Annotated in this window: 26 protein-coding genes; 5 read left to right on the top strand and 21 right to left on the bottom strand. The window is 44.7% G+C overall.

The features are described from left to right. Positions 1 to 6 precede the first annotated feature (6 nt). Genes ACT6R0_RS07675 through ACT6R0_RS07655 form a run of 5 tightly spaced genes read right to left on the bottom strand, consistent with a single transcriptional unit; the run spans position 7 to position 6,987 of the window. Positions 7 to 549, bottom strand: a complete 543-nt coding sequence (locus ACT6R0_RS07675) for a c-type cytochrome (RefSeq protein WP_444652901.1) — start codon at positions 547 to 549, stop codon at positions 7 to 9. A gap of 8 nt (positions 550 to 557) precedes the next feature. Next, a complete protein-coding gene (locus ACT6R0_RS07670) occupies positions 558 to 1,082 on the bottom strand; it encodes a DUF3341 domain-containing protein (protein WP_444652902.1) in 525 nt (174 codons plus the stop codon). A 5-nt stretch (positions 1,083 to 1,087) separates the two neighbouring features. Next, entirely contained in the window at positions 1,088 to 2,518 is a 1,431-nt protein-coding gene (nrfD, locus tag ACT6R0_RS07665) for an NrfD/PsrC family molybdoenzyme membrane anchor subunit (protein ID WP_444652903.1), read from the bottom strand. 37 nt (positions 2,519 to 2,555) lie between these two features. Beyond that, entirely contained in the window at positions 2,556 to 5,618 is a 3,063-nt protein-coding gene (locus ACT6R0_RS07660) for a TAT-variant-translocated molybdopterin oxidoreductase (protein WP_444652905.1), read from the bottom strand. A 34-nt stretch (positions 5,619 to 5,652) separates the two neighbouring features. Next, positions 5,653 to 6,987 (bottom strand): cytochrome c3 family protein, encoded by a 1,335-nt coding sequence (locus ACT6R0_RS07655; RefSeq protein ID WP_444653190.1) that lies wholly within the window; start codon positions 6,985 to 6,987, stop codon positions 5,653 to 5,655. A gap of 212 nt (positions 6,988 to 7,199) precedes the next feature. Here ACT6R0_RS07655 and ACT6R0_RS07650 point away from each other — a divergent pair, with 212 nt between their 5' ends. Next, positions 7,200 to 7,589 (top strand): SPOR domain-containing protein, encoded by a 390-nt coding sequence (locus tag ACT6R0_RS07650; RefSeq protein WP_444652906.1) that lies wholly within the window; start codon positions 7,200 to 7,202, stop codon positions 7,587 to 7,589. A 241-nt stretch (positions 7,590 to 7,830) separates the two neighbouring features. On the opposite strand, the gene ACT6R0_RS07645 is transcribed toward ACT6R0_RS07650, so the two are convergent. Continuing rightward, positions 7,831 to 9,066, bottom strand: coding sequence for an ABC transporter permease (locus tag ACT6R0_RS07645; protein WP_444652908.1), 1,236 nt, complete (start codon positions 9,064 to 9,066; stop codon positions 7,831 to 7,833). 6 nt (positions 9,067 to 9,072) lie between these two features. Between ACT6R0_RS07645 and ACT6R0_RS07640 the strand changes: the two genes are divergently transcribed. Then, the gene (locus ACT6R0_RS07640; protein ID WP_444652909.1) at positions 9,073 to 10,365 is read left to right on the top strand and encodes an exo-beta-N-acetylmuramidase NamZ family protein; all 1,293 of its coding nucleotides are present in this window, start codon (positions 9,073 to 9,075) and stop codon (positions 10,363 to 10,365) included. Between the two features lie 198 nt (positions 10,366 to 10,563). Then, positions 10,564 to 10,776, top strand: a complete 213-nt coding sequence (locus tag ACT6R0_RS07635) for a hypothetical protein (protein ID WP_444652910.1) — start codon at positions 10,564 to 10,566, stop codon at positions 10,774 to 10,776. Here the strand turns inward: ACT6R0_RS07635 and ACT6R0_RS07630 are convergent. The 6 genes from ACT6R0_RS07630 to ACT6R0_RS07605 all read right to left on the bottom strand — a co-directional run bounded on the left by ACT6R0_RS07630 (position 10,773) and on the right by ACT6R0_RS07605 (position 14,037). Continuing rightward, complete coding sequence (locus ACT6R0_RS07630) at positions 10,773 to 11,021, bottom strand: hypothetical protein (protein WP_444652911.1); 249 nt, start codon at positions 11,019 to 11,021, stop codon at positions 10,773 to 10,775. The genes ACT6R0_RS07635 and ACT6R0_RS07630 overlap by 4 nt on opposite strands. A 3-nt stretch (positions 11,022 to 11,024) precedes the next feature. Beyond that, complete coding sequence (locus ACT6R0_RS07625; RefSeq protein WP_444652913.1) at positions 11,025 to 11,393, bottom strand: VOC family protein; 369 nt, start codon at positions 11,391 to 11,393, stop codon at positions 11,025 to 11,027. A 112-nt stretch (positions 11,394 to 11,505) separates the two neighbouring features. Further along, positions 11,506 to 11,910, bottom strand: coding sequence for a PH domain-containing protein (locus tag ACT6R0_RS07620; RefSeq protein ID WP_444652914.1), 405 nt, complete (start codon positions 11,908 to 11,910; stop codon positions 11,506 to 11,508). Beyond that, the gene (locus tag ACT6R0_RS07615; protein ID WP_444652916.1) at positions 11,907 to 12,452 is read right to left on the bottom strand and encodes a hypothetical protein; all 546 of its coding nucleotides are present in this window, start codon (positions 12,450 to 12,452) and stop codon (positions 11,907 to 11,909) included. Before ACT6R0_RS07615 ends, ACT6R0_RS07620 begins: the two co-directional genes overlap by 4 nt. Then, the gene (locus ACT6R0_RS07610) at positions 12,449 to 13,501 is read right to left on the bottom strand and encodes an ATP-dependent nuclease (protein ID WP_444652917.1); all 1,053 of its coding nucleotides are present in this window, start codon (positions 13,499 to 13,501) and stop codon (positions 12,449 to 12,451) included. The genes ACT6R0_RS07615 and ACT6R0_RS07610 overlap by 4 nt, the downstream gene beginning before the upstream one ends. 41 nt (positions 13,502 to 13,542) lie before the next feature. After that, positions 13,543 to 14,037 (bottom strand): YkgJ family cysteine cluster protein, encoded by a 495-nt coding sequence (locus tag ACT6R0_RS07605; RefSeq protein WP_444652919.1) that lies wholly within the window; start codon positions 14,035 to 14,037, stop codon positions 13,543 to 13,545. A gap of 40 nt (positions 14,038 to 14,077) precedes the next feature. Here ACT6R0_RS07605 and ACT6R0_RS07600 point away from each other — a divergent pair, with 40 nt between their 5' ends. Next, positions 14,078 to 14,779, top strand: coding sequence for a class I SAM-dependent methyltransferase (locus ACT6R0_RS07600; protein ID WP_444652920.1), 702 nt, complete (start codon positions 14,078 to 14,080; stop codon positions 14,777 to 14,779). A gap of 48 nt (positions 14,780 to 14,827) precedes the next feature. On the opposite strand, the gene ACT6R0_RS07595 is transcribed toward ACT6R0_RS07600, so the two are convergent. The 9 genes from ACT6R0_RS07595 to ACT6R0_RS07555 all read right to left on the bottom strand — a co-directional run bounded on the left by ACT6R0_RS07595 (position 14,828) and on the right by ACT6R0_RS07555 (position 22,080). Further along, positions 14,828 to 15,460: a 7-carboxy-7-deazaguanine synthase QueE gene (locus tag ACT6R0_RS07595; RefSeq protein WP_444652922.1), complete on the bottom strand. Its 633-nt coding sequence runs from the start codon at positions 15,458 to 15,460 to the stop codon at positions 14,828 to 14,830. A 96-nt stretch (positions 15,461 to 15,556) separates the two neighbouring features. Then, the gene (locus ACT6R0_RS07590) at positions 15,557 to 17,260 is read right to left on the bottom strand and encodes a tetratricopeptide repeat protein (RefSeq protein WP_444652923.1); all 1,704 of its coding nucleotides are present in this window, start codon (positions 17,258 to 17,260) and stop codon (positions 15,557 to 15,559) included. Positions 17,261 to 17,309: 49 nt separating this feature from the next. After that, positions 17,310 to 18,230 (bottom strand): PstS family phosphate ABC transporter substrate-binding protein, encoded by a 921-nt coding sequence (locus ACT6R0_RS07585; protein ID WP_444652924.1) that lies wholly within the window; start codon positions 18,228 to 18,230, stop codon positions 17,310 to 17,312. A gap of 69 nt (positions 18,231 to 18,299) precedes the next feature. Then, positions 18,300 to 18,773 carry an energy transducer TonB gene (locus tag ACT6R0_RS07580; RefSeq protein ID WP_444652925.1) on the bottom strand — a complete coding sequence of 158 codons (474 nt, stop codon included), beginning with the start codon at positions 18,771 to 18,773 and terminating at the stop codon, positions 18,300 to 18,302. Continuing rightward, entirely contained in the window at positions 18,763 to 19,008 is a 246-nt protein-coding gene (locus ACT6R0_RS07575; RefSeq protein ID WP_444652927.1) for a hypothetical protein, read from the bottom strand. Before ACT6R0_RS07575 ends, ACT6R0_RS07580 begins: the two co-directional genes overlap by 11 nt. A 13-nt stretch (positions 19,009 to 19,021) precedes the next feature. Further along, the gene (locus tag ACT6R0_RS07570) at positions 19,022 to 19,846 is read right to left on the bottom strand and encodes an energy transducer TonB (protein ID WP_444652929.1); all 825 of its coding nucleotides are present in this window, start codon (positions 19,844 to 19,846) and stop codon (positions 19,022 to 19,024) included. Positions 19,847 to 19,877: 31 nt separating this feature from the next. Next, positions 19,878 to 20,441, bottom strand: a complete 564-nt coding sequence (locus ACT6R0_RS07565) for an ExbD/TolR family protein (RefSeq protein ID WP_444652930.1) — start codon at positions 20,439 to 20,441, stop codon at positions 19,878 to 19,880. A 22-nt stretch (positions 20,442 to 20,463) separates the two neighbouring features. Continuing rightward, positions 20,464 to 21,135, bottom strand: coding sequence for an ExbD/TolR family protein (locus ACT6R0_RS07560; protein ID WP_444652932.1), 672 nt, complete (start codon positions 21,133 to 21,135; stop codon positions 20,464 to 20,466). 87 nt (positions 21,136 to 21,222) lie between these two features. Then, on the bottom strand, positions 21,223 to 22,080 hold the full coding sequence (locus ACT6R0_RS07555; protein WP_444652933.1) for a DUF2755 family protein: 858 nt from the start codon (positions 22,078 to 22,080) through the stop codon (positions 21,223 to 21,225). A gap of 431 nt (positions 22,081 to 22,511) precedes the next feature. Between ACT6R0_RS07555 and ACT6R0_RS07550 the strand changes: the two genes are divergently transcribed. Beyond that, positions 22,512 to 22,880 (top strand): DMT family protein, encoded by a 369-nt coding sequence (locus ACT6R0_RS07550; protein ID WP_444652934.1) that lies wholly within the window; start codon positions 22,512 to 22,514, stop codon positions 22,878 to 22,880. Positions 22,881 to 22,903 lie beyond the last annotated feature (23 nt).

Here is a 22,903-nt window from a genome sequence, read left to right as displayed (position 1 = left end):
CTACAATTATAATTTGCTCTTAAGATCCATCACGTGGCGGGCTACCTGCCAACGCTCTTCCTGCGTAAGCTGGTTAGCGTGAGACCCCATGCTGTTAAGGCCGTAAGTCTCTACGTGGAATATGCTTCCTTCAGTGATAACCCTGTCTTTATAGCTTGGTACGCCCAGGAATTTCTCCCTCTTAGGCAGGTTTCCTTTTCCATCACCTTTATCACCATGGCAAATGGCGCAGTATATCGTGAACAGCTGTTCTGCCCTTGCGGCATCAAAGCCCACAGAGTCAAGCGGCGAAGTGTTGGCTTTGGAAGCCTCGTATCCTTCAGTAGTATTAGGTATCTCGTAAGGAACGAATCCCCTCGGAATAGAACCCTCTGCGGGCATTTGGCCCTCTTTCCCGTTAGGGAATACGGCATGCTCCGAATACGTTTCATAAGGTACAGCTTCATACATGTTCGGCATGTATTGGTAGTTGGGTGCCGATTTGTCAAAGCAGGCAGTAAGCGATGCCGATGCTACTGCAAGTAATGCTATTTTATATATCGCTTTCATACTTTCTCTTAATGCTTTTCAATTACTTTCACTTCCACAGCATGTGTGCCTTCAAAAAAGGAAACCATCTGGTCTACGTCGCCGTGAACGGCAACCTCCATAAGGAAGTGGTCATCAGTTGTCCTTACATCCGGGTTCTCCGCATCTTTAAAAGGCCATAGCTTACTCCTCATGTAAAAGGTGATCACCATTAAGTGAGCCGCGAAGAATACTGTCATTTCGAACATTACCGGTACGAATGCCGGCATGTTCTGAATGTAGGTAAAGCTTGGCTTGCCGCCAATGTCCTGAGGCCAGTCCTGGATCATGATGAACCACATCATGGTGGTAGCTACCGAAAGCCCCACTAAACCATATAAGAATGCGCAGATAGCTAACCTTGTTGGTGCAAGGCCCATGGCCTTATCAAGCCCGTGAACCGGGAAAGGCGTATAGATCTCTTCAATGTGATGATGCGCAGCGCGTGTCTTCCTTACTGCATCCATCAGGATATCATCATCATTGTACAATACATGTATAACTTTATTACTCATGGTTCTTAGTGATGGTTATTTTCTGAATGTGAATGATTGTCATGTCCATGGCCTTCTGCAGCCCATTTCTTCTTGTAGGTCTCGCTCGATGTTTTCATGATCGACTTCACCTCTGCCTGTGCGATGACAGGGAAGCTCCTTGAGTAAAGAAGGAACAATACGAAGAAGAAGCCTATGGTTCCGATAAAGAAGCCCGCGTCAATAAATGTTGGCTGGAACATCGTCCATGATGACGGAAGGTAATCCCTGTGAAGCGATGTAACGATGATCACGAAACGCTCGAACCACATACCAATGTTTACAACGATAGAGATAACGAATGAAACATAGATACTTGTTCTGATCTTTTTGAACCACATTACCTGCGGAGATATCACGTTGCACGTCATCATCAGTGCATATGCCCACCAGTAAGGACCGGTAGCACGGTTAAGGAACGCATACTGCTCATATTCAACACCTGAATACCAGGCAACAAAAAGTTCAGTGATATAGGCGATACCTACTATCGATCCTGTGATCATGATGATGATGTTCATCAACTCGATATGCTGGATAGTAATGTATGCTTCAAGATTTGACACCTTCCTCATGATGATAAGGAGGGTATTTACCATCGCGAAACCTGAGAAGATCGCACCCGCAACAAAGTATGGCGGAAGGATCGTAGTGTGCCAGCCCGGTATAACCGACGTGGCAAAGTCAAAAGATACAATGGTGTGTACAGAAAGTACAAGTGGTGTCGCAAGTCCGGCAAGTACCAATGATACTTCCTCAAAGCGCTGCCAGTCTTTGGCACGGCCGCTCCATCCGAAACTTACTATTGAATAAACTCTTTTTGTAAAAGGTGTAATGGCTCTGTCGCGAAGCATTGCAAAGTCAGGAAGAAGTCCTGTCCACCAGAAAACCAATGATACCGAAAGGTAGGTCGAGATCGCGAATACGTCCCAAAGAAGGGGAGAGTTGAAGTTAACCCAAAGCGAACCGAACTGGTTCGGGATAGGCATTACCCAGTACGCTAACCATGGACGGCCCATGTGGAATACGGGGAACATCGCTGCCTGTATAACCGAGAAGATGGTCATCGCTTCCGCAGAACGGTTGATCGCCATCCTCCACTTTTGGCGGAACAAAAGAAGTACCGCAGAGATAAGTGTTCCGGCGTGGCCGATACCTACCCACCAAACGAAGTTGGTGATGTCCCAGGCCCAGCCGATTGTTTTATTTGAACCCCATGTACCGATACCGGTTCCAACTGTATAAGCAACGCAACCAACGCCCCAAAGGAAAGCGGCAAGCGCGATGGAAAATGCTATCCACCATTGCTTGTTGGCCCTGCCTTCCACCGGCCTTGCAACATCAACTGTTACATCGTGGTAATTTTTGTCACCTATAATTAAAGGTTTTCTAATGGGTGCTTCGTAATGAGACGACATAATCCTTTATCTTGTTTCTTATTAATATTTCTTCTAACTATGTGTTCCTCACTTTTACGTGGTAGAATACATTCGGCTTGGTCCCGATCTGGCTTAGCAGGTGGTAAGCCCTGTCATCTTCCTTAAGCGCAACGATAGGATCTTCGTTATGATTAACATCGCCAAATACCATTGCACCTGTACCGCAAGCCTCAGAACACGCTGTGTAGAACTCATCTTTACGTACCTGGCGCCCTTCACGCTTAGCTGTAAGTATAGTAGCCTGCGTCATTTGGATACAGAAAGAACATTTCTCCATAACACCCCTTGAACGAACGTTCACATCCGGGTTAAGTACCATACGGCCAAGGTCGTTGTTCATGTGGTAGTCAAACTCGTTATTCTTGTTATAAAGGAACCAGTTGAAACGGCGTACTTTGTACGGACAGTTGTTAGCGCAGTAACGTGTACCCACACAACGGTTATAAGCCATGTGGTTCTGGCCCTGGCGGCCGTGAGAAGTCGCAGCTACCGGACATACGGTCTCACAAGGAGCGTGGTTACAGTGCTGGCACATTACAGGCTGGAATACGACCTGAGGGTTCTCTGACGGATCCTCCATTGCACTGAACGTAGATACAGAGTCGAATAAGCCTGAAGTATTTTCTTTAAGCGTAACATCGCCTGCGAAAGTCTCTTCGTGAGAGTAATACCTGTCAATACGCAACCAGTGCATATCGCGGCTCCTCCTGATCTCCGATTTACCTACTACCGGTACGTTGTTCTCAGCGTGGCATGCGATAACGCACGCGCCACAACCTGTACAGGCATTAAGGTCTATAGAAAGGTTGAAGTGGTGTCCTGTAGTCCTGTCGAATGACTCCCAAAGGTCAATAGATGCTGCAGGAACTTCCTCATGGTTGAATGATACAACAGGCATGATGTTCCATTCTTTAGCATCTTTCTCGTTAAAGGTCTTAAGTGTAGTTTCCTTAACGATGTCTCCCCTACCCATCAATGTATTCTGAAGCTGAACACAGGCGAACTCATGCTCGCCGCCCTGCTTGCTCAACTCAACATTTTGGAAGGAATTGAAATTATTATATAGTGTGTAAGCGTTTACACCTACCTGCATTTCTTTTTGCATGGCTGCCTGGCGACCGTATCCAAGGGCAAGGCCCGCGGTGCCTTTAGCCTGGCCCGGCTGTATTACTACCGGCACGTCTTTAAGCTCTTTACCGGCTACTTTTACAGTAACCACGCTTCCGTTCAAACCACCATTGGCTACGTTCCAGTTCTCAAGGCCAAGCGCTTCGGCATCGGCTTTAGAAACGGTGATGTAGTTATCCCATGATACCCTGGTGATCGGGTCCGGGAATTCCTGCAGCCATGGGTTGTTCGCCTGCTGGCCGTCACCCATACCTGTTTTTGTATAAAGTACAAGCTCCAGCCCGTTTCCTTTTTTAGCCGCAGCAAGCTTAGATGCCGCACCATTATAGTCAGCGCCGGCGCCTGTAGCAGTAGCAGGAACTTCAACCATTGCCACACCATCGTGTACAAGCTGATTCCATGATTTTCCTGCCGACCATGCAGGAGCAGTAGCCCTTACATAATCGTAGAAGTTTTGCGAACTGCCCGACCATACTAATAGCGCATCCTGCAACTGCCTTGTTTTGAACAGCGGACGGATGGTTGGCTGGGTAATGGCATAGCTACCTTTTGCAATGCTCACATCTCCCCATGATTCCAGGTAGTGTGGCGCAGCGGCAGCAATATTTGATCTTGAGGCGGTTTCATCTGCCTTAAGCGAGAATGCAACCGAAAGTTTTACTTTTTTAAGGCCTTCTGTAAAGTCGGCACTGTTAGGCAATGTGTACACAGGGTTTACATTGCTCATGATAAGCGTATGTACAGCACCCGCTTTCATATCGTTAACAAGCTGTGCAACTGCTTTGGCATCTCCTTTGCGGGTAAGGCGGGCAGCACCCGGCCTGAAAGCTTCTGAAGCCAGTGCATTGTTAATGGCTATGGCAAGAAGCTGCGCGTTAACATCATCAAGGCCAGTTACGAGAACACCCCTTGAACCTTTAGCCTTAAGCTCAGCAGCAGCAGCGGTTACGGCTTTTTCGTAAGCAGCATTCCCGATGGCAGGAACACTTACTCCGGCGCCTGTAACAGCATTATATATTTTTACAAGGGCATATTTCTGCTCGGTCACTGTAAGCGGGATACGCTTATCAGCATTCGAACCCGTTAGCGACATGTTAGCCTCTATCTGGATATGCCTTGACATTTTTCCTTTTGAAGGGATGCGGCCCATAGTATAGCCGCTATCGTAGTTACCACCCTGCCAGTCGCCAAGGAAATCGGCACCAACAGAAACGATAACATCAGCCTTACCGAAATCATAATCAGCAAGCGCCCTTTCGCCATATACCATCTGGAAGGCATCAAGCGCTTCAGATGAAGAAACAGCGTCATATACCACATGTTTGAATCCAGGGTATTTTGCACCGAATTCGGCAATAAGTTTATCTGTAGACGGACTGGCCATAGTACCTGTAAGAAGAACTACCTGTCCGCCGCCCGCAGCTGCCTGCGAAAGCGATTCTTTAACTTTAGCATCAACTGCTTCCCATGTAGCAGGCTTTTCAGCGATCATCGGCTCTTTAAGCCTCATGCTGTCATAAAGTGAAAGCACCGAAGCGTACACCCTGCCGTTGGCAGTATATTTTGCACCCGGAAGCCTGTTGTTCTCAACTTTGATAGGACGGCCCTCACGGGTTTTGACAAGTACGTTCGCGAAATCGAAACCATCAGCGATCGTTGTTGCATAATAATCAGCAACGCCAGGAATGATCTCTTCCGGCTGAACTACGTAAGGTATTGATTTTGTAACAGGCCCCTCACACGCAGCAAGTGATGCCGCCGCAGTGGTAAACCCAACATATTTCAAAAAGTCACGACGGCTTGTTGATGATGACTCCAAAACTTCCTTATTACCAAGGAACTCATCAGTAGGTATCTCCTCAACAAACTCATTGTTTCTTAGCGTCTCAACAATAGAGCTGTTTTCATTGAGCTCTTCAACACTTTGCCAGTATTTTTTGTTTGATGCCATGTTATATACAGATATTTAGCTTCTTATAGATTGATTAATAGTGACATTTTCCACACTCGGTACCGCCCATGTCAGCTGCGGTAAGCTTTTGCTTGCCATACTTTTTAGCAAGCTCATCATGGACTTTAGTGTAGTACTCGTTACCCTCTACCTTAACATCGGTCTCGCGGTGACAGTTCACACACCATCCCATGGTTAGCGGCGCGTGCTGCCTCATAACCTCCATGGTCTCTACAGGGCCGTGGCAAGTCTGGCACTCTACACCTGCAACAGAAACGTGCTGAGAGTGGTTAAAGTAAACGAAATCCGGAAGGTTGTGTACCCTGACCCATTTAACAGGCTTTTGTTTTCCGGTATATTTTTGAGTAGCCGGATCCCATCCCACTGCATCATAAAGTTTCTTGATCTCGCCGCTGTAGAATTCTTTTGAATGGTCTACATAAACCGAATCCTTATCACCGGCAAATTCATTGATATTCTTATGACAGTTCATACATACGTTAAGGGAAGGTATGCCCGAAGCTTTGCTCACCCTTGCGGAAGAGTGGCAGTACTTACAGTCGATGCCGTTGTCGCCGGCGTGTATCTTGTGCGAGAAGTGTATCGGCTGAACCGGCTCATAGCCCTGGTCAACACCGATCTGCATCAGGTAACCGTATAGGAAGTACGATGATGCCAAAAGAAGAAGTATCGCCGTAACCAATACAAGGAACTGGTTTTTTACATATGCTCTCCAAAGCGAAGTGCGCTGCTCTGTAACCACCACAACACCATTGGCGGCAGCTACCCGACGAAGGGTCCTGTTCACCAATACAAGCATTACTATAAGCACAACAAGTACCAATACCAATGCACCAAGGATAAGCGTATTTGACGAACCACCTTCAGCCGCCGCCGCAACCGGAGCATCCTTTTTTTCAATTACAGGAGCCGGAGCAGACGTATACGCCAAAATGTTATCAATATCGCCCTCACTTAATTGCGGAAATGGCGTCATTACCGAGTTGTTGTTCTCAGCAAACAGCTTTACCGCGGCAGGATCACCAGCCTTGATCATCTCACTGCTGTTATGGATCCACTTGTAAAGCCATGCACGGTCATGCTTATCTGCCACACCACGAAGGGCAGGCCCTGTCGATTTGGCATCAAGCTTGTGACACGCGGCACACAGACTGTTAAACAACTCCTTACCTTTTACAGGGTCGCCCGCACCGGCAGCCGGAGCCGCGGCAGCATCTGCAGGGGCAGCAGCCTCGGTAGCCGGAGCCGCCGTTTCCTGTGCAAATGATGTAAAGGGAATGGTGAGCGATAACGCCAGGAAGAACAATAAAATTCTTGAAAACGAAGTATGGTTACCCACTTTTTTCATATTAAAAATGATTATCGACATAATTGGTACGATTTTTTCAATGCATGACATGGAATGCCCATGCTTTTTCAAAAACTCCCACAAAAATACGACTTCATAGTTATTCTCAAACCTTAAATAAATCTTAAGGGATAATTTATAATAATTCTAAATAAAATCGGTTTAGGCAGATATTGCAATATATCGTACATTTGTGGTAAAGACACTTCATTATGAGAATTTTAAAATCGGGCCTGCTATTTTCGGGGATAATTTTACTGTCGCTGACAGGAATAAAAAGCCATGCACAGGAGAATAAGGTGACCGTTGTGCAGGACAGCAAATTTGAACAGCTTTTGGCCGAAAAACGCAAGATAAATGCGTCTATCTCTGTAAATGAGAAGTATAAGATCCAAATATTCTACGGAGAGAATGACAAGGCACGCAAAACACTTTCTGACTTTAAAAGGGAGTTCAAAACCCTGGACGGAACCATTGTGTTCGAGAGCCCTACTTATAAAGTATGGGTAGGCAATTTCAGGACGCGCTTTGAGGCAGAAAAGAACCTGGCGGACATCAGGAAAAAGTATCCGTACGCGCTGCTCATCAAGCCGAACAAATAAGTAATACAATATTTTGGAGAGAAGCAGCGTTTAGCTGCTTTTTTTTATGGCCTCACCCAGCCCTATTCTATACCGACAAACGAAAAAGAAAGCCACATAGCCCTGAACGAGCCGGTATCCCCGTAACGCAGTGGAGGGATAAAGGCGAGGGCAGGAATTGCGCCTGCTGAAAATGCCCGAGCCTTTCGCTCCTGAAGAAGATCAGTGTAGATCCGAAAGATCAGCATTGCCTGTGTTGCTTTTAATCGAAGCGCAACGCCTTTACCGGGGAGATCTTGGTGATAATATAGGACGGGATCAGCAATAGCGTTACACATACTACTATCGTACCTATATTTATGAGGAGGATCGCCGGCACATCGATGGTTACCGGTGCCACGCTTACATAGTAATTCTCGGGTGGCAGGGTGATCACGCCGAAGTATTTCTGGATGAGGATGAGCCCGAGGCTGATGCCATTGCCCCACAGCAGGCCTTTTATGATAAGGTAGGCTGCATTGTACAGGAATATTTTTCGCACGCTCCAATTGTTCGCCCCAAGCGCTTTGAGCATGCCCACCATTTGTGTACGCTCTAAAATAAGCACGAGCAATGCCACGATCATATTGATAGTAGCCACGACTACCATAATGACGATGATGACCATGATATTGACGTCGAACAGCGTAAGCCATTCAAAAATATTAAAGTATTTCTGCTTTATGGTTCGTGCTTCGAGCGTAGACGGTATGGCTTCGTGGACCTCCCTGCCCTTTTGGTCGATCTCATCAAAATCATCGATAAAGACCTCGAAAGATCCAACCTCGCCATTGCGCCATTTGTTGATGCGCTGTACATGGCGGATGTCACCAATGACATATACCGCGTCGAATTCCTGGAAACCGGAATTATAGATCCCCACCAGCTTGAAACGCCTGAGGTTCGGCATACCGTTGCCATCTTCCTTCATAAAGTAGGTATTGAACTCGTCGCCAACTTTAAGTTCAAGCCGGTTCGCTAAATATTCGGATAAAATAACCTCATTGTTGAGCGTGGCATTGAGGTTGGGCTTTTTGCCCTTTGTTATGTATTCCTCCAGAATATCCCACTTGTATTCCTTGCCTACGCCTTTAAAGACAATTCCATCGAACGCCTTTTCAGTCCGGATGATACCCGCCTTGGAAGCTACCGCCTGGATATGCTGCACGCCCCGCACCTGAGTGAACTTAGGGTAAAAATCCTGTTTTATGGATAAAGGCTCAACACTTACCTCCGACTGGTTATCGTCAAAATTAGAGATGATGACATGCCCGTTGAAAGCCGATACTTTTTCGCGTATCTTGTCCTGAAGCCCGCGCCCTGTGGCCACCGCGACCACCATCATGGTGATGCCAATGGCTATGGCAATGATAGCGATTTTTATAATTGGCGCAGATATACTACTTTTATGGCTTTTTGCAGAAACCAGCCTCCGGGCTATGAAATATTCTAAATTCAAACGGGTATGGTATATAATTCGTTTTTCAAAAGTACAGTTTTATTCTCAATACTATTTATGGTGGCGTGCGGAAAATCGATGCGCCCTACCACTACCCCGCACCTGAAAGACGGACCGAAGGGCAGGCAGATCTCATTAAAAGCCAAAAACGATAAAAAAGACATCATTACCGGCGCCGACAACTTCGACGCCTATCTCCCGTTGCTGGAAGGCAAGCGCGTAGGTGTAGTGACCAACCAGACCGGTATCGTACGCTACATTGAAGACCGCCCTGAGGCCAAGAACATTACCCTGAACACTAACCCCGAAGGAATGATGAGCGTGGTCGACTTTTTGCTTGACAGCAAAGTGAACGTGCAAAAAATATATGCTCCAGAGCATGGGTTCCGCGGCACTGCCGATGCAGGTGAATTGATAAAGGACGGCAAGGATACCAAGACCGGGCTGCCCATCATCTCCCTCTACGGTGACAATAAGAAGCCTAAGTCAGAGCAGCTGGATGGCATCGACATACTGGTATTTGACCTGCAGGATGTGGGAGCGCGATTTTATACCTACATATCATCTTTGCACTACATCATGGAGGCCTGCGCCGAAAAGGACCTGCCGCTGGTAATATTTGACAGGCCAAACCCCAATGGTGCCATAATCGATGGGCCGATACTCGAGAAGCAGCATAACAGCTTCATCGGCATGCATTCGATACCTGTGCTGCACGGCATGACCATAGGTGAATATGGTAAAATGATAAACGGGGAAAAATGGCTGAAGGACAGCGTGCAGTGCGAACTGACCGTGATACCATGCCTTAACTATAAGCGCAGTATGTTTTACCACCTGCCGGTAAAGCCATCGCCCAACCTGCCGAACGACAAGGCCATTAACCTCTATGCCAGCCTGTGCTTTTTTGAGGGTACTAACGTGAGCCTTGGCCGCGGCACCGATAAGCAGTTCCAGATATATGGTTCGCCCGACCTGCCTGATACAGGCTTCAGCTTTACGCCCATGCCCAATGAGGGGTCCAAAGAACCTCCGCAAAAAGGGAAACTGTGCTTTGGCGAAGACCTGAGCAATGCGTCCAAAGTAAAGAAACTGGAATTGAAATGGCTGTTGAAAGCCTATGAGGAGACCAGGGATAAATCGGTTTTCTTTACATCATTCTTTACCAAGCTTGCCGGTACGGAAACACTGCGCAGGCAGATAGAAAGCGGCATGGATGAAGATGACATACGCGACAGCTGGAAAGATGGTATTTCGGATTTCAAGAAGATGCGGAAGAAGTATTTGATCTACAGGTAAAGAATGGAACGCGGATGACGCGGATAAGGCCTAAAAATATTTACCCCTGGGAATTGTTCGTAAGATCTGTGCCGCTCCGCCCGATCGGCGTTCCGCGTTCCAAGATCACAAGATAAATCATAATGTTTTTACAAAGTGTTTCCGCTTCCCGTGAGGGTTTCGTAATTTTCAGTTGTATTAATCTTAAAACATACTGCCATGAATATTACAGAAAAAATAAACGACTTTATCGAAATGATCCTCGGCCTTATCGATAGGGCAAAAGGATATGTAGACGATATTATTGCCTTCTTCGAGAGCCTTAGGGACAAGATAGAAGGGCTGCTGGAATATGTGGAAGACAAGATCCACAGCATTGAGAGCTTTGTAGGCGAACTGAAGCAGCACGCCACCGAAGAACTTGCCGCTTAAACCTGAGGGCCTTCCGTATTGGAGGGCTTTTTCTTTGTTACGGCTTTTGCACCCTTCATCGCAGTACGCGCAATAAGGTACAGCACGAAAGTAAAGATGAAGATGAATAACCCTACCGTAGCGATCTCGCCTATCTCATCGGCCCAGGAGGCTGTTTTTACCACATTGTTATTCCTATAGAAGAAAAGCGCAGACAGCCCCATGGAAAAGACTGCAATGATCAGCATGTTGCGTAATAGTTTCATGGTTTATTGGTTTATTTCCTGCCCGAATTGCAACAGGTAGCCGTTATTGTCATATAGTGCGAACTCACGCATGCCATATTCGAAAGTTTCAATGTCGTAGCAAATGTGGCACTTGCCTTTCCATTCCTCCCAAAGCGCATCCACATCATCAGTGGTAATATAGAACGAACCCGTGAACACAGGCGTATCAAAAGGGATGTGCGCATTAGGCAGGCAGGCCATCATCTCTATCCCATCCTTTTCAAAGGATGCCCAGCCCAGGCTTTCCTCGAACACACCGCAAGTAAACCCCAGCACTTCGGTATAAAAGGCTATGGTCCCCTTCAGATCGCGGGTATAAAGCATTGGCTTGAGGGCTGTGAGTTTTGCCATATTTGTAATTTGCCGTAAAACTATAAAAAAATCGTTGCAGTGGTATTTAAGGGATTTAAAATTTTGACACGATTTACAATAATCACACAAATTGAAAAGAAGGAACTTATGTTTAACCTTTAATAAGTATATCCAGGTTTATTTCTAGAAGGTCACTTATAAAAGTATCCCTATCCTGTGGGGAAATAAGGGCAAAGTCATACTTTCCGTACAATACCTCCAGCCTTTTGAGTGACATGGCAGGGGCACTCAGGGGATTATTGGTTTTCTCTACCGACTTTATCCCTGAGATGGGGATCTTTGTCGCCCCCAATATCCAGGTACGTATTTCGAGTACATCATTATTGATGATATACCTAATGGAATACATTAAATAGGCAATGAAACCTATCACGGGAAGGATCATCGCCAGTACCAGCCAATCCTTACGTATGACTCCCTCGATCATAATACCACCCAATATGCCGAAGATAAGGATGAAGAGCCACAGGTCGATCTTGGAGCGGTAGGTTTTCATCGGTTTTTCTTAAAATAATCATCCAGCACTTTCCAAGGTGGGTAATTCTTTAAAACTGTAGCGTAATCCAGCCTTGCCATATAGTCGGCCGATCGGCTTTCCTTATATTTTTCCGAAGTTAACCTTATCAGTTCTTTCTTGGGGTTATCAATCTGAAGCGGATTTTTGAACTTCAGTTTTAGCTTAAAAATTTTGTTCAGGCTTTCAATGTCGGAAAAAAATATCGCTTCAAGGGTCTGGATGTTCAGCAGGTATAAAGATTCTCCATTGAATAAAACTTTATGGTTATTGAACCATTTTTGCCTTGCCTGCATTTTAGGAGCATCATTTTCAAACCCATCCAGATCCCTGACGAAAATCAATAGGTCAAATTGACCGGTTTTTAATTCTATTTCGAAAAGCTTAGTAAACTTTACATTGTCCAATTGCCCACCTGTCCTCCGCTTCAGCACCGGAACATAATAGTGGGGATGGCATTGTAGAAGCAGTTGTGCAACCCCAATTGTATCATTCGGATTCTCACCTATAAGTCCTACTTTCATGCCTTCTCTAAATCTGAATGCATCCAATAATCGCTAAGGTCGGCGACATCCATGTATGCCTTTGCTTTCTCAATCTGCTCTTCCTTAAGATGATTCAGTTTCGTTGAACCTTTCTCAATGGTTGCTATTATGATGCTGTCAAGTTCATCTTTTTGCAACATATTTAGGACAATTGGAGAATGGGTTGTAATGATGAACTGGTGCCTATCTGACATCTCCCTTACAAATTCCATCAGTTTATAAAGTTGGTGCGGATGCAGGCCGAGTTCCGGCTCTTCGAGCAGTACTATTGAACGCTTTCCCATCAAAATTTCAGAAATAACATAAAAAAGTCGCTTAGTTCCGTCTGATAATTGTTTGAATAAAAGCCACTCCCCATTCACAAGATATTCAAGATAAAGATTATTAAAGTTTACTTCATCTTTGGTTATTTCAACTATTTTTGAATTAATCCCAATTCTCACTTTATGAATATTGGTATAATCAGCAAGATTTTCATTAAGCTCAATAAGTGAATCATTAATATCCCAATTATCTTCTTTTGGATGAAGGATAGCATGATATAAATAGTTAACACCTATTTCTGACGATATCGCATTACTATTATTTGCAAAGACCCTATAGCCATTTGTGATTTTTTTTACGATATCATTTATTGGTTCGTCAGCAACATAATAATTTTGAGGTATCCCGTGTAAGATTTTAATAGGTACCAAATTATGGGCTACCACTTCATTTGTCTCCCATTCTCCTTGATATAACTGAATACGTACAGTTTCCTTAGGAAGAAAATCATCTCCAATATACTTCGACAAATACAATGTTTTTAAGAATTCCTTGTCAGATGAAATAAAATGAATATGACTGTCATTATTATTGTCTATTTCACCTAAAGGACCAAGTGACTCACCCAAATAATTTATAAAATTCGTCTTCCCTGTCCCATTCTGCCCGATGATGATGTTGATATCCTTATTAAAAGTGATATCTACCTCTTTAATCGTAAGGTAGTCTTTGAGTATGGCTCTTGTGATGTATGTTTCTTTCATATTGGTAATGCTACCCAAATATAAGCCAATAATTAATATGATTAAACAACGATCTTCTTTTTCATCTCCTCCACAATATTGTAAGCCGCGGGGCATATCGCCACATTCTTCATTGTCAGGTTCGCGATCTGCTGGAACTTTTTCCTGTCGGTGTGGGGGAACTCGCGGCAGGCCTTGGGGCGAACGTCGTAAATGAGGCAATAGTTCTCGCTATCGAGAAAGGTGCACGGTACGCTTTGCAGTACATAGTCGTTATCCTCATCGATGCGCAGGTACTTATCGATGAACTGCTGCGGCTTTTGGCGAAGGTGCTTTGCAATGCGCTCGATATCGGCCAGGGTAAACAGCGGCCCGGTCGTTTTACAGCAGTTAGCACAATCCAGGCAGTAGTCTTTTTTAAACTCCCTGTCGTGCAATTCCTGCATTACATAATCCAGGTTTTTGGGCGTTTTCTTTTTAAGCTTATCGAAAAACTTTTTATTCTCGTTATTCTTATCTTTGGCAAGCTTCGGCAATTGCCTTAAAAAATCCTCCATTCCGCAGTCATTTATCAATCTGTGGCAAAAGTATAAAAAAATGAAAGACCTTTTCGGGAAAGCCATATTAGACTATCAAACCGGCAATGATCCGCAAGACCTCATTACCGAAACCTCAATATCTGAAGAAGATGAAATGAGCGTAGCCTACCTGTTCAGGGATTATAAGTCCATGCCGGCAATAGAGCAAAAAGCACTTATGATAGCAAAGGGACGCGTGCTCGATGTTGGGTGCGGCGCGGGTAGCCATGCCCTTTTCCTGCAAAAGGGACTGGAGATAATGGCAGTCGACATATCTCCGAACGCTGTTGAAGCCTGCTGTCTACGAGGGGTAAAAAATGCTGTATGCATAAACGTACTCGAACTGGAAAACCAAAAGTTTGACACTATCATTCTCCTGATGAACGGCACAGGCATATTCGGAAAACTGAAGAACATCAGTACCTATCTTGAAAAACTGAAATCACTGCTACACCCGAACGGGCAGATACTGATTGACTCCTCAGATATCATCTACATGTTCGATGAAGATGAGGATGGCGGCAAGTGGATACCTTCGGATGTAGATTACTATGGCGAAGTAACTTTTACGGTAAAGTACAAAGGCGAGGTTGAAGAAACGTTCGACTGGCTGTACATTGACTATAATACCCTACAAAATGCCGCACATGCCAATGGCCTCAATTGCGAACTAGTTATGGAAGGTGAGCATTATGATTATTTGGCTCGGCTGACAGTATAAAAACAAACCCGGGACAGTGCCCGGGTCATATTTTCAATAAGCAGTTGCTTACGGTATGTTCAGATACTTATGCGTTTGCAATGACACACGCCATTTAGGGTTGTTCATTACATAATCTACTATCAGCGGTGTCATTTCCTCCTTTTTGCTCCACTCGGGCTGGAGGAAGAGTATGGCGTTGGGATTCACCTTTGCTGCCTGCTCTTCGGCGAAAATGAAGTCGTGCCTGTTATGGATGATCACCTTCAGCTCATGGGCGCTGGCATATACTGAATCTGTAGGCAGCTTTGTTTTTTTTGGCGAAAGGCATATCCAGTCCCATATTCCCGAAAGCGTGTATGCCCCCGAGGTCTCTATGTGGGTTTTCATTCCTTCGGCCTTCAACCTTTGCGTAATTGGGCCCATGTCCCAGGTAAGTGGTTCGCCGCCGGTAATTACAATGGTCTTACAGTATTGCTTTGCATTAGCTACAATGGCCTCTATATTCGTTGGCGGATGCAGGTCGGCATTCCAGCTTTCCTTCACATCACACCAGTGGCAGCCCACGTCGCAGCCACCTACACGTATAAAGTAGGCCGCGGTGCCGGTATGGTAGCCCTCTCCCTGAATGGTGTAGAACTCCTCCATCAGCGGCAGCATCAGGCCTTTTTCAACTTCTGTCTGTATTTCCTTCTTCAACATTGTTTTCAAAAATAGGGTGCAAAGATACGTATTATCAGACAAATAAAAACCGCCCCGAAAGTATCGGGACGGTCCTGTTTATAATTCAGCAGTAAATTATTTCTTAAGCTTCGCCAATTCTCCCTTAGCGTATTCATCTGCAGGGTCAATAGCCAGTGCTTTTGTAAAATAGTCGATAGCTTTAGGCTTGTCTGTCAATGCATAATAAGCCGCAGCATTTGAATAAGCATCTACAAGGTTTTTCTTAACAGCCTCTTTCGATGTTTCTTCAGCACCTTTTTCATTCACCACCCTGATGTAGTTGTCATAAGCCTTAGCCATTTCCGCATAGGAAGCATCAGTACCGATCTGGCGGTTTATCCTTGCCTTGAACAGGTAGGCATCCTGCGATGTAGCCGAAAGTTGAATTACCTTATCCATTGCGGCAGAGCCTGTCTTAAGCCTCTCAATGTTGGTTTTCTGTGCTTCCTCCGACATGTTCAGGTGGCCGTAGTATATCGCGTACCCAAGATAGAAGTTGTCATAGAATGCGTTCTTGTTATCAGGCACTGTCGTGCCTATTTCAAACACTGCCGCTGCAGGGCGATAAAGCTTCTGACCAAAAAGTTTCTTGCCTATCTCATTGTATTCGCTGATAAGTGTTGGGTCAAGCTCAATAGCTTTCTTAAGGTCAACTATCGCTTCATCAAACAATGCCTGGTCGGTAATGATGTTATTTTGCTTATCGTCTTTACCAACTGTAGTAGCAAGCTTTGCAAGGCCAAGATACAGGTGATCCCTGCCAATGATCCTTTTTGGATCTGCTTTAGCAAGGAAATCCTTCATTGCGGTCAGACTACCGGCATAGTTACCGTTCTCATACGCTGAGTAAGCAAGGTAACGAAGGATCTTAGGGTTAACCCTGTCCAGTTTCTGCATTGCGGCAGCTTCAGCCTCTAGGGCTTTCCAGTCGCGTGTCAGTACCAGGAAGTCGGCATGCCTCATCCTTGAGTTTAGGGAGTAATCGGTAAGCGACATGTACCTTTCATAATATTCAAGCGCTTTTTTGGTATACTCAGTATATTTTCCACCTTCGGTATTAGCCCACAGGTAGTAGGTCTCTGCAAGCTCCCTGTACACCGGGCCATAGTTTGGGTTCGCCTTAACGATCTCATCAAAAGCCTTGATCGCCTCAGGGAATGCCGCCCTTGTATTTTTGGTAATGGTACCGATCTGCAGTTTTGCCCTTAGCAGTGTATTATCCAACGAAAGCGCCGTCCTGTATGAGCTGTACGCCTCGTTCTGGTTACGGTCGCGGTAGTAGGCATCACCAAGGCTGAGATAAGCCTGCGCCGATTTTGCATCTTTAGCTACTGCCTTGTTCAACACAGCGATGGCTTTTTTATAGTCCGGATTGTCAGAATTGATGTATGCACGGCCAATATAGATCAGCTGCTCCACATCTTTTTTCTTCAGTTCCTTTTCTACCGCGTCAAACTTAGCTTGTGCACCGGCTGCATTGCCGTTATCCAGGTCAAGGTGGCCAAGGCCGATGTTGTTATATTCAGGATTGTTTTTAACTGCTTTACCCTTGTTGAAATAGATCGCCGCAGAATCCTGTTCGTTCTGCTTCATGTATACGTCACCCAGAAGGAAATAATTTTTACCTTCATCAGGCGAACTTGCAATAAGCGATTTCAGGGTTGTTTTTGCTTTTTGGTACTGTTCGGCATCGATCGCTTTTTTGGCCTCGTTCGCGTCCTGTGCGGAAGCAACACCAAAAACAAGCAATGATAAACCTAAGAACTTGAAATTTTTCATCTTGGTCATTTTTGTTTCTCCTATTAATATTTAGTAGTTTCTATTATTATTACTGCACCACCACTTCCCTTGTAGGAAGGGTTATCGGCAGCAGCCCCGACTTCAGCACGATGCGCTGCCCTTCGGGTGCACTGATGTAATTTGCAAAACCCATGCCCAAGCCCTGCGTGCCCTGATAATTTAACACATAAAGTTTTCGCGTGAGCGGGTACGATCCCGTGGCAATATTGCTTTGGCTGGGCTTGTAATATTTTTTGGCACCCTTGTCGATCTTAACATTATCAACTGACAAAACCACAACACCCTCCACATATTTCAACAGTGCCGGAGGTGGCTGCAACAGCCAGTTCACGCCCACAACACCTACCGAACCGGGGTTATCGTGTACAAATTTAATTACTTCTTCGTTAGTTTTCAAAGAATAAATATTTTCTGACGGTAATGTTTTTACACCTGCCAGGCGCATCATCTCTTTTACGATGCCGGAATTAGGATTGTCAAAAACCAGCTTTGGCACCCTCGCCGATGTTTTGCCTTGCATTGCCGCATAAACATCCTCCAGATCGATAAGCGTATCGGTAGTTTTTGCGTTCGTAATAAGTGCGATGGCATCAACGGCAAATTCTGTTACTTTTGGCTCTATTTTCCTGTTGCGGAAATGCGTTTCTTCCTCTGCGGTTAACTTCCTCGGCATAATAAGTACCCGTGCCGAATTCCTTTGGGCGGCCTGCAGTAGTTCATTTTCAGTGAGATTTATTTGTTTGATCTGTGCATGGCCATAAACATTAAGGAAAACTGCCAGTACATCCTCAACAATGGGCTGTATCGTATTATCTACATAAAATGCCGCGTTGCCATAAGTAAGCGATTCCCCTTCAAATCCGCCCTTGCCATCGGTATCCTGCTTACAGGAAAAAATAATGGCTGCCGTGGCAATACATACAAAAAATATACGGATAGTATTTTTCATTTTATTTCTGGCTTTTCTATAGTTACATATATCAAAAAGAAGTACCCACAGCATCAATAGCGTTTAATGCTATTCCTTTACTTTCGGTTCCTCTATCTTTCCAACACCCTCGATCTGTAGTATTATCGGCAGGGCAAAAGATGTACGCACCAGCTTGCCGTTCTGTTCTCCCGGCTTCCATTTCTTCGAAAGGCGCAACACACGCTTTACCTCTTCGACCATTCCGTAACCGGGGTCGCGGGGCACTTTAATGCTGCTAATAGTACCATCCTTCTCAATAACGAAAGTTACGATGATCTTTATCTTCATATCCTCTTCAGGCTCTATTGGAGGAACCTTGATGGTCTGGGAAACGAATTTATAGAATGCATCCATGCCGCCGGGGTATTCAGGTTTTCCCTGAAGCGCGGAAGTATCGTAGACCATGTATTCGGGGTCTTCCACCTGTGTAGTATTAACTGCCGGAGGTATATTAGTTACGGTCTGGGCTTTCAAGCCTGCATAAAACAACAGCAAGGCAAAAAGCATTAACTTACTCTTCATCTCTTTCATTGTTTTTTTGGATGAGCCTAATAAACCTCAGGAAAGAATAGCCAATGAGCAGCAGCCCGAAGGCCAGCCTGCCGTTGGAGCTCAACTGTATAGGAATCTCCTTCCAAAAGATGACTATGATCCCGAGGATAAAGTAAAGCAGGAAGAAGATCATCCCAAAAACAAGCAGAAATCGCTGTTGGGGCGATTTCTGCGTTTGGTATCGAGATTTTTTTCGTGAAAGCATCTCTTAAATTTAATTATGACCTGATGTTGATAGTAATAGGAAGGCTGAAAGATGCCCTTACCGGCTTACCGTTCTGGATTCCCGGCTCCCATTTCTTTTTCATAGACTTAAGTACACGCTCGGCTTCTTTACCAAGGCCGTGGCCCGGGTCCCTAAGCGCCTTAATGCCACTCATAGTACCGTCTTTCTCAACAACAAAGTATACATATACTTTAATTTGCTTCATATTCTCAATTTCAGGAACCCTGAAGTTGGACATAACATAGTCATAGAAACCTTTCATACCACCAGGGTAGTTAGGCTTCACCTGCAGGCCTTGCGAATCGTAAACACCTGTATCTTCAACCGGCTCTACACCTTTGTTAAGATCACCTGATGGCTTGTCGATATTGATGTCGCCCTCAGGGCTTGCTTCAGCGTTCTTGTCGCTTGGGTCGGCATCCTTAAAGTCTTTCGTATCCGGGATCTCGTCCGGCACTTCTTCCTTCTTGGCAGCCTCAAGCGGCTTGAACTTGATCTCTTCTACAATAGACTTGGGCGCCTGCTGCAACTCTACCTTTGGAGGTTCCGGAGGCAGTACCTCAACTACAGGCTCAGGCAGCTCTGTAAGCTCTACAAGCTTTACATCTTCCTTCACCTCTTCCTTCATCATCCCGCCAATAAGGCCCGGAAGATGGTACGAAAGGATAAGCCCTACGAAAAGCACTATACCGATGCCCAGGGCTATCGATGTCGTTACCGGGCTTTCAGACCTCAGTTTGTAAGCACCGTACTTTTTGTTACGGCCTTCAAACACGATGTCGATCCATTCCTTTTTAAATAAACCTATTTTTGACATAATTTTTCTGTTTTTTGGTTGACCGTAAGGATTATTCGTATGAGTTCGATTGCTTCAACAAGTCAAGCTCTCCCGGAGTCATGTCGCCAATTGCGAAAAGCTGTGGCTTGGTTATAGCCATCTCATCAAGGATATCTACAAGGTTTTTGTAGCTTGCCTTATCACTCGCTTTAATATTCACTACCAGTCCTTGTTCAGGTTTGCCTTCCTTAGCAGCATACTGTTTTCCAAGCTGCACATTCTTAAGAAGGTCTTTCCTGATCCCATCCTTTCCGAAGGATGCTTGGGTGGGAGGAATGGTTGGTGTATCAAATTTACCCATATACCACATGATCCTGTTCTTGCTACCGATCAATATCGTCATCATGCGTTCTTCAGGGATCTTAGTGTTGTCATCAATAACCTTGTCCGGATTTTTCTCCGGCATAGGAAGCGGCATTGCCTGTGGCTTTGACAGCGTAGTGGTAAGCATGAAGAACGTGATAAGAAGGAACGCAAGGTCCACCATCGCGGTAAGGTCTACTCCCGGATTGGATTTTTTACTTCTTACCTTTTTGCCTTTGCCACCGTCGCCGCCGGTATTTAATTCTGCCATTTTATATTATCTTTTTATAATATTAAAAATCTTCATTTCGTAAACCTGTCACCAGGAAGAACTTGTTCTTCTTCTGGGCCTGCAGGATATCCATAACGGTCTTTATGGTAGGGTACTCCTCTTTTGCATCGCCTTTGATAGCGATCTGGAGGTCACCTTTTACCTTAAACTCTTCAGCATTAATTTCGCCGGCGTCAAATTTATCACTAAAAATTTTACGCTGTGCCTGCCTTGCTTCCTTAACCCAGTCAAAAAGCTGGTTGTTAGCATTTTTGTTGATCGTGTCATAAGGAATTCCCTTTTGTACACCTTCCTTCACCCTGTCGGCAGGAGAAAGCTGAAGCAATGACCTCAATTGTGTTATGTTAACACCAAATCCCTCAAGGTTCTCAAATTCCTTGATCTCATCTTCGGTCAGCTTCACATTGTATTTAGAAGCAACCTGCTCAAGCGTAGCCCTCCTGATATTCTTTGGCATAATGAAGAACACCTCTTTTTGTCCCACGGTGATCGTAGCAACCCCCTCATCCGGAAGTTTTTCGATCACTGTAGACTCAGGCGTATCTACCGGCTTAGCCTCAGGCTGCTTGGCGGTAGCGGTCATAATAAAGAATGATAGCAAAAGGAATGCCACGTCGCACATCGCGGTCATGTCTATCCTGGTGCTTTTCTTTGATATTTTTACTTTACCCATTATATTTCTCTTAGCTTAATGAAGCGCCCGGATACTGAGACCATGTGTCAGCATCCCGGCACTTATATGTTTTACAATTACTGATAACTAGTTGTTCGCACGAGCCCTGAACCTCCTGTAGGTTTGGGTGATGGCAAAACCAGCCTCATCAATAGAGTAAGTAAGCTTGTCAATTTTAGACGTGAACGCGTTGTAAGCGATGATCGCGATAGTTGAAGTCGAGATACCTGTAGCTGTGTTGATAAGCGCTTCAGAGATACCGTTAGCAAGCTGTGATGAATCTGGCGTAGAACCTGCTCCAAGAGCCGAGAACGCCTTGATCATACCTGTTACCGTACCAAGAAGACCCATTAGCGTACCGATAGATACAAGCGTAGAGATGATCACAAGGTTCTTCTCAAGCATTGGCATCTCAAGCGATGTAGCTTCTTCTATTTCCTGCTGGATGGCAGCTTCAGCCCTTTCGCTGTCAAAGCCTTCCCTCTTCACTTCTTCATATTTCAAAAGGCCCGCCTTTACAACGTTAGCCACAGTACCTTGCTGCTTGTCGCACTCAGCCATAGCCTCGTTGATATTGCCTGCAGCGATCTGGCCCTGTACTTTCCTTACGAAAGACTCAACATTTCCTTTACCTGCCGCTTTTCCGATAACGAACAGACGCTCAATAGAGAATACCACCGTCATTAGCAATAGGCCCATAAGTACCGGTACTACATACCCTCCTTTGTAAACCATTGCAAGGTAGTTCCCCGCGATCGGCTCGCCTGCTTCAGCGCCATTCCTCATCTCTGCGGCATTTTGAAAATTACCTGGAGCTCCCATTACAAATTTCCACACCAGGGCGCCTACTATCAAACAAAGCACGATAGTTAGTGCTGCGAATACATTAGATCCTGTAGAAGAACCTCCATTTTTTTCAACCTTCTGAATAGATGCGTTTGCCATTTCTTTTAAAAATTTAGTTTTCTGATTTTTTAATAATAGTCTTTTGTTGTTAAAATTTAGCTGTATAAGACTGGCAAATTTATACCATTACGCCATAAAAAAAAACAAATTGATTTTTTTTCTTAATTCTTAACAGTAATTTATCGTAATCATAATGCTGTCAAAACCGAGCATAAAAACTATTTGCCTATACATTTTTTAATTTAACTTACATAAACCGATTATTTGATAAAATTTTAATTTAATAATACGAATTACCTACTAATAACATAATTCCAATATAATTATTGTGCGAGCATTGTAAATTTATTTGACAAAGTGATTTTAATCTGTAAATTCACAATTTAAATAAATATATGGTATTATTTTGCCATAAAATAATACAACACGATCTACAAAAAACGTTTTAGGAACAACAATTATCCATACTAATGAAAGGATTTTTCACTATCGGCCTTCTCGTCCTCTCCAACATTTTCATGACACTCGCGTGGTATGGCCACCTGAAATTCAAGGAGTTGAAATGGTTTGAGAATTTGGGGCTCATCGCTATTGTATTCATAAGCTGGGGACTGGCGTTGTTCGAATACTTTTTCCAGGTGCCTGCAAATAAAATGGGGTATAACGAGAATGGCGGCCCCTTTACATTGCTGCAATTAAAGGTAATACAGGAAGTGATCACCCTGGTCGTATTTACAGTATTCATGCTCCTCTTCTTTAAAGGGGAAACATTTCGCTGGAACCACGCTGTAGGCTTTTTATTCCTGGTGCTGGCGGTATATTTTATTTTCAAGAAATAATTTCAGACTTCAAAGTTCTAAAA

It is taken from the genome of Flavobacterium sp. (assembly GCF_052437795.1).
Classification (GTDB): Bacteria; Bacteroidota; Bacteroidia; order Flavobacteriales; family Flavobacteriaceae; genus Flavobacterium.
This window is presented reverse-complemented; position numbering and strand designations above follow the sequence as displayed.

Bases quoted from the DNA above. Each gene is read 5' to 3' on its own strand.
- ACT6R0_RS07675 (WP_444652901.1), bottom strand. From the start codon at position 549: ATGAAAGCGATATATAAAATAGCATTACTTGCAGTAGCATCGGCATCG.
- ACT6R0_RS07670 (WP_444652902.1), bottom strand. From the start codon at position 1,082: ATGAGTAATAAAGTTATACATGTATTGTACAATGATGATGATATCCTG.
- nrfD (WP_444652903.1), bottom strand. From the start codon at position 2,518: ATGTCGTCTCATTACGAAGCACCCATTAGAAAACCTTTAATTATAGGT.
- ACT6R0_RS07660 (WP_444652905.1), bottom strand. From the start codon at position 5,618: ATGGCATCAAACAAAAAATACTGGCAAAGTGTTGAAGAGCTCAATGAA.
- ACT6R0_RS07655 (WP_444653190.1), bottom strand. From the start codon at position 6,987: ATGAAAAAAGTGGGTAACCATACTTCGTTTTCAAGAATTTTATTGTTC.
- ACT6R0_RS07650 (WP_444652906.1), top strand. From the start codon at position 7,200: ATGAGAATTTTAAAATCGGGCCTGCTATTTTCGGGGATAATTTTACTG.
- ACT6R0_RS07640 (WP_444652909.1), top strand. From the start codon at position 9,073: ATGGTATATAATTCGTTTTTCAAAAGTACAGTTTTATTCTCAATACTA.
- ACT6R0_RS07635 (WP_444652910.1), top strand. From the start codon at position 10,564: ATGAATATTACAGAAAAAATAAACGACTTTATCGAAATGATCCTCGGC.
- ACT6R0_RS07630 (WP_444652911.1), bottom strand. From the start codon at position 11,021: ATGAAACTATTACGCAACATGCTGATCATTGCAGTCTTTTCCATGGGG.
- ACT6R0_RS07625 (WP_444652913.1), bottom strand. From the start codon at position 11,393: ATGGCAAAACTCACAGCCCTCAAGCCAATGCTTTATACCCGCGATCTG.
- ACT6R0_RS07620 (WP_444652914.1), bottom strand. From the start codon at position 11,910: ATGAAAACCTACCGCTCCAAGATCGACCTGTGGCTCTTCATCCTTATC.
- ACT6R0_RS07615 (WP_444652916.1), bottom strand. From the start codon at position 12,452: ATGAAAGTAGGACTTATAGGTGAGAATCCGAATGATACAATTGGGGTT.
- ACT6R0_RS07610 (WP_444652917.1), bottom strand. From the start codon at position 13,501: ATGAAAGAAACATACATCACAAGAGCCATACTCAAAGACTACCTTACG.
- ACT6R0_RS07605 (WP_444652919.1), bottom strand. From the start codon at position 14,037: ATGGAGGATTTTTTAAGGCAATTGCCGAAGCTTGCCAAAGATAAGAAT.
- ACT6R0_RS07600 (WP_444652920.1), top strand. From the start codon at position 14,078: ATGAAAGACCTTTTCGGGAAAGCCATATTAGACTATCAAACCGGCAAT.
- ACT6R0_RS07595 (WP_444652922.1), bottom strand. From the start codon at position 15,460: ATGTTGAAGAAGGAAATACAGACAGAAGTTGAAAAAGGCCTGATGCTG.
- ACT6R0_RS07590 (WP_444652923.1), bottom strand. From the start codon at position 17,260: ATGAAAAATTTCAAGTTCTTAGGTTTATCATTGCTTGTTTTTGGTGTT.
- ACT6R0_RS07585 (WP_444652924.1), bottom strand. From the start codon at position 18,230: ATGAAAAATACTATCCGTATATTTTTTGTATGTATTGCCACGGCAGCC.
- ACT6R0_RS07580 (WP_444652925.1), bottom strand. From the start codon at position 18,773: ATGAAGAGTAAGTTAATGCTTTTTGCCTTGCTGTTGTTTTATGCAGGC.
- ACT6R0_RS07575 (WP_444652927.1), bottom strand. From the start codon at position 19,008: ATGCTTTCACGAAAAAAATCTCGATACCAAACGCAGAAATCGCCCCAA.
- ACT6R0_RS07570 (WP_444652929.1), bottom strand. From the start codon at position 19,846: ATGTCAAAAATAGGTTTATTTAAAAAGGAATGGATCGACATCGTGTTT.
- ACT6R0_RS07565 (WP_444652930.1), bottom strand. From the start codon at position 20,441: ATGGCAGAATTAAATACCGGCGGCGACGGTGGCAAAGGCAAAAAGGTA.
- ACT6R0_RS07560 (WP_444652932.1), bottom strand. From the start codon at position 21,135: ATGGGTAAAGTAAAAATATCAAAGAAAAGCACCAGGATAGACATGACC.
- ACT6R0_RS07555 (WP_444652933.1), bottom strand. From the start codon at position 22,080: ATGGCAAACGCATCTATTCAGAAGGTTGAAAAAAATGGAGGTTCTTCT.
- ACT6R0_RS07550 (WP_444652934.1), top strand. From the start codon at position 22,512: ATGAAAGGATTTTTCACTATCGGCCTTCTCGTCCTCTCCAACATTTTC.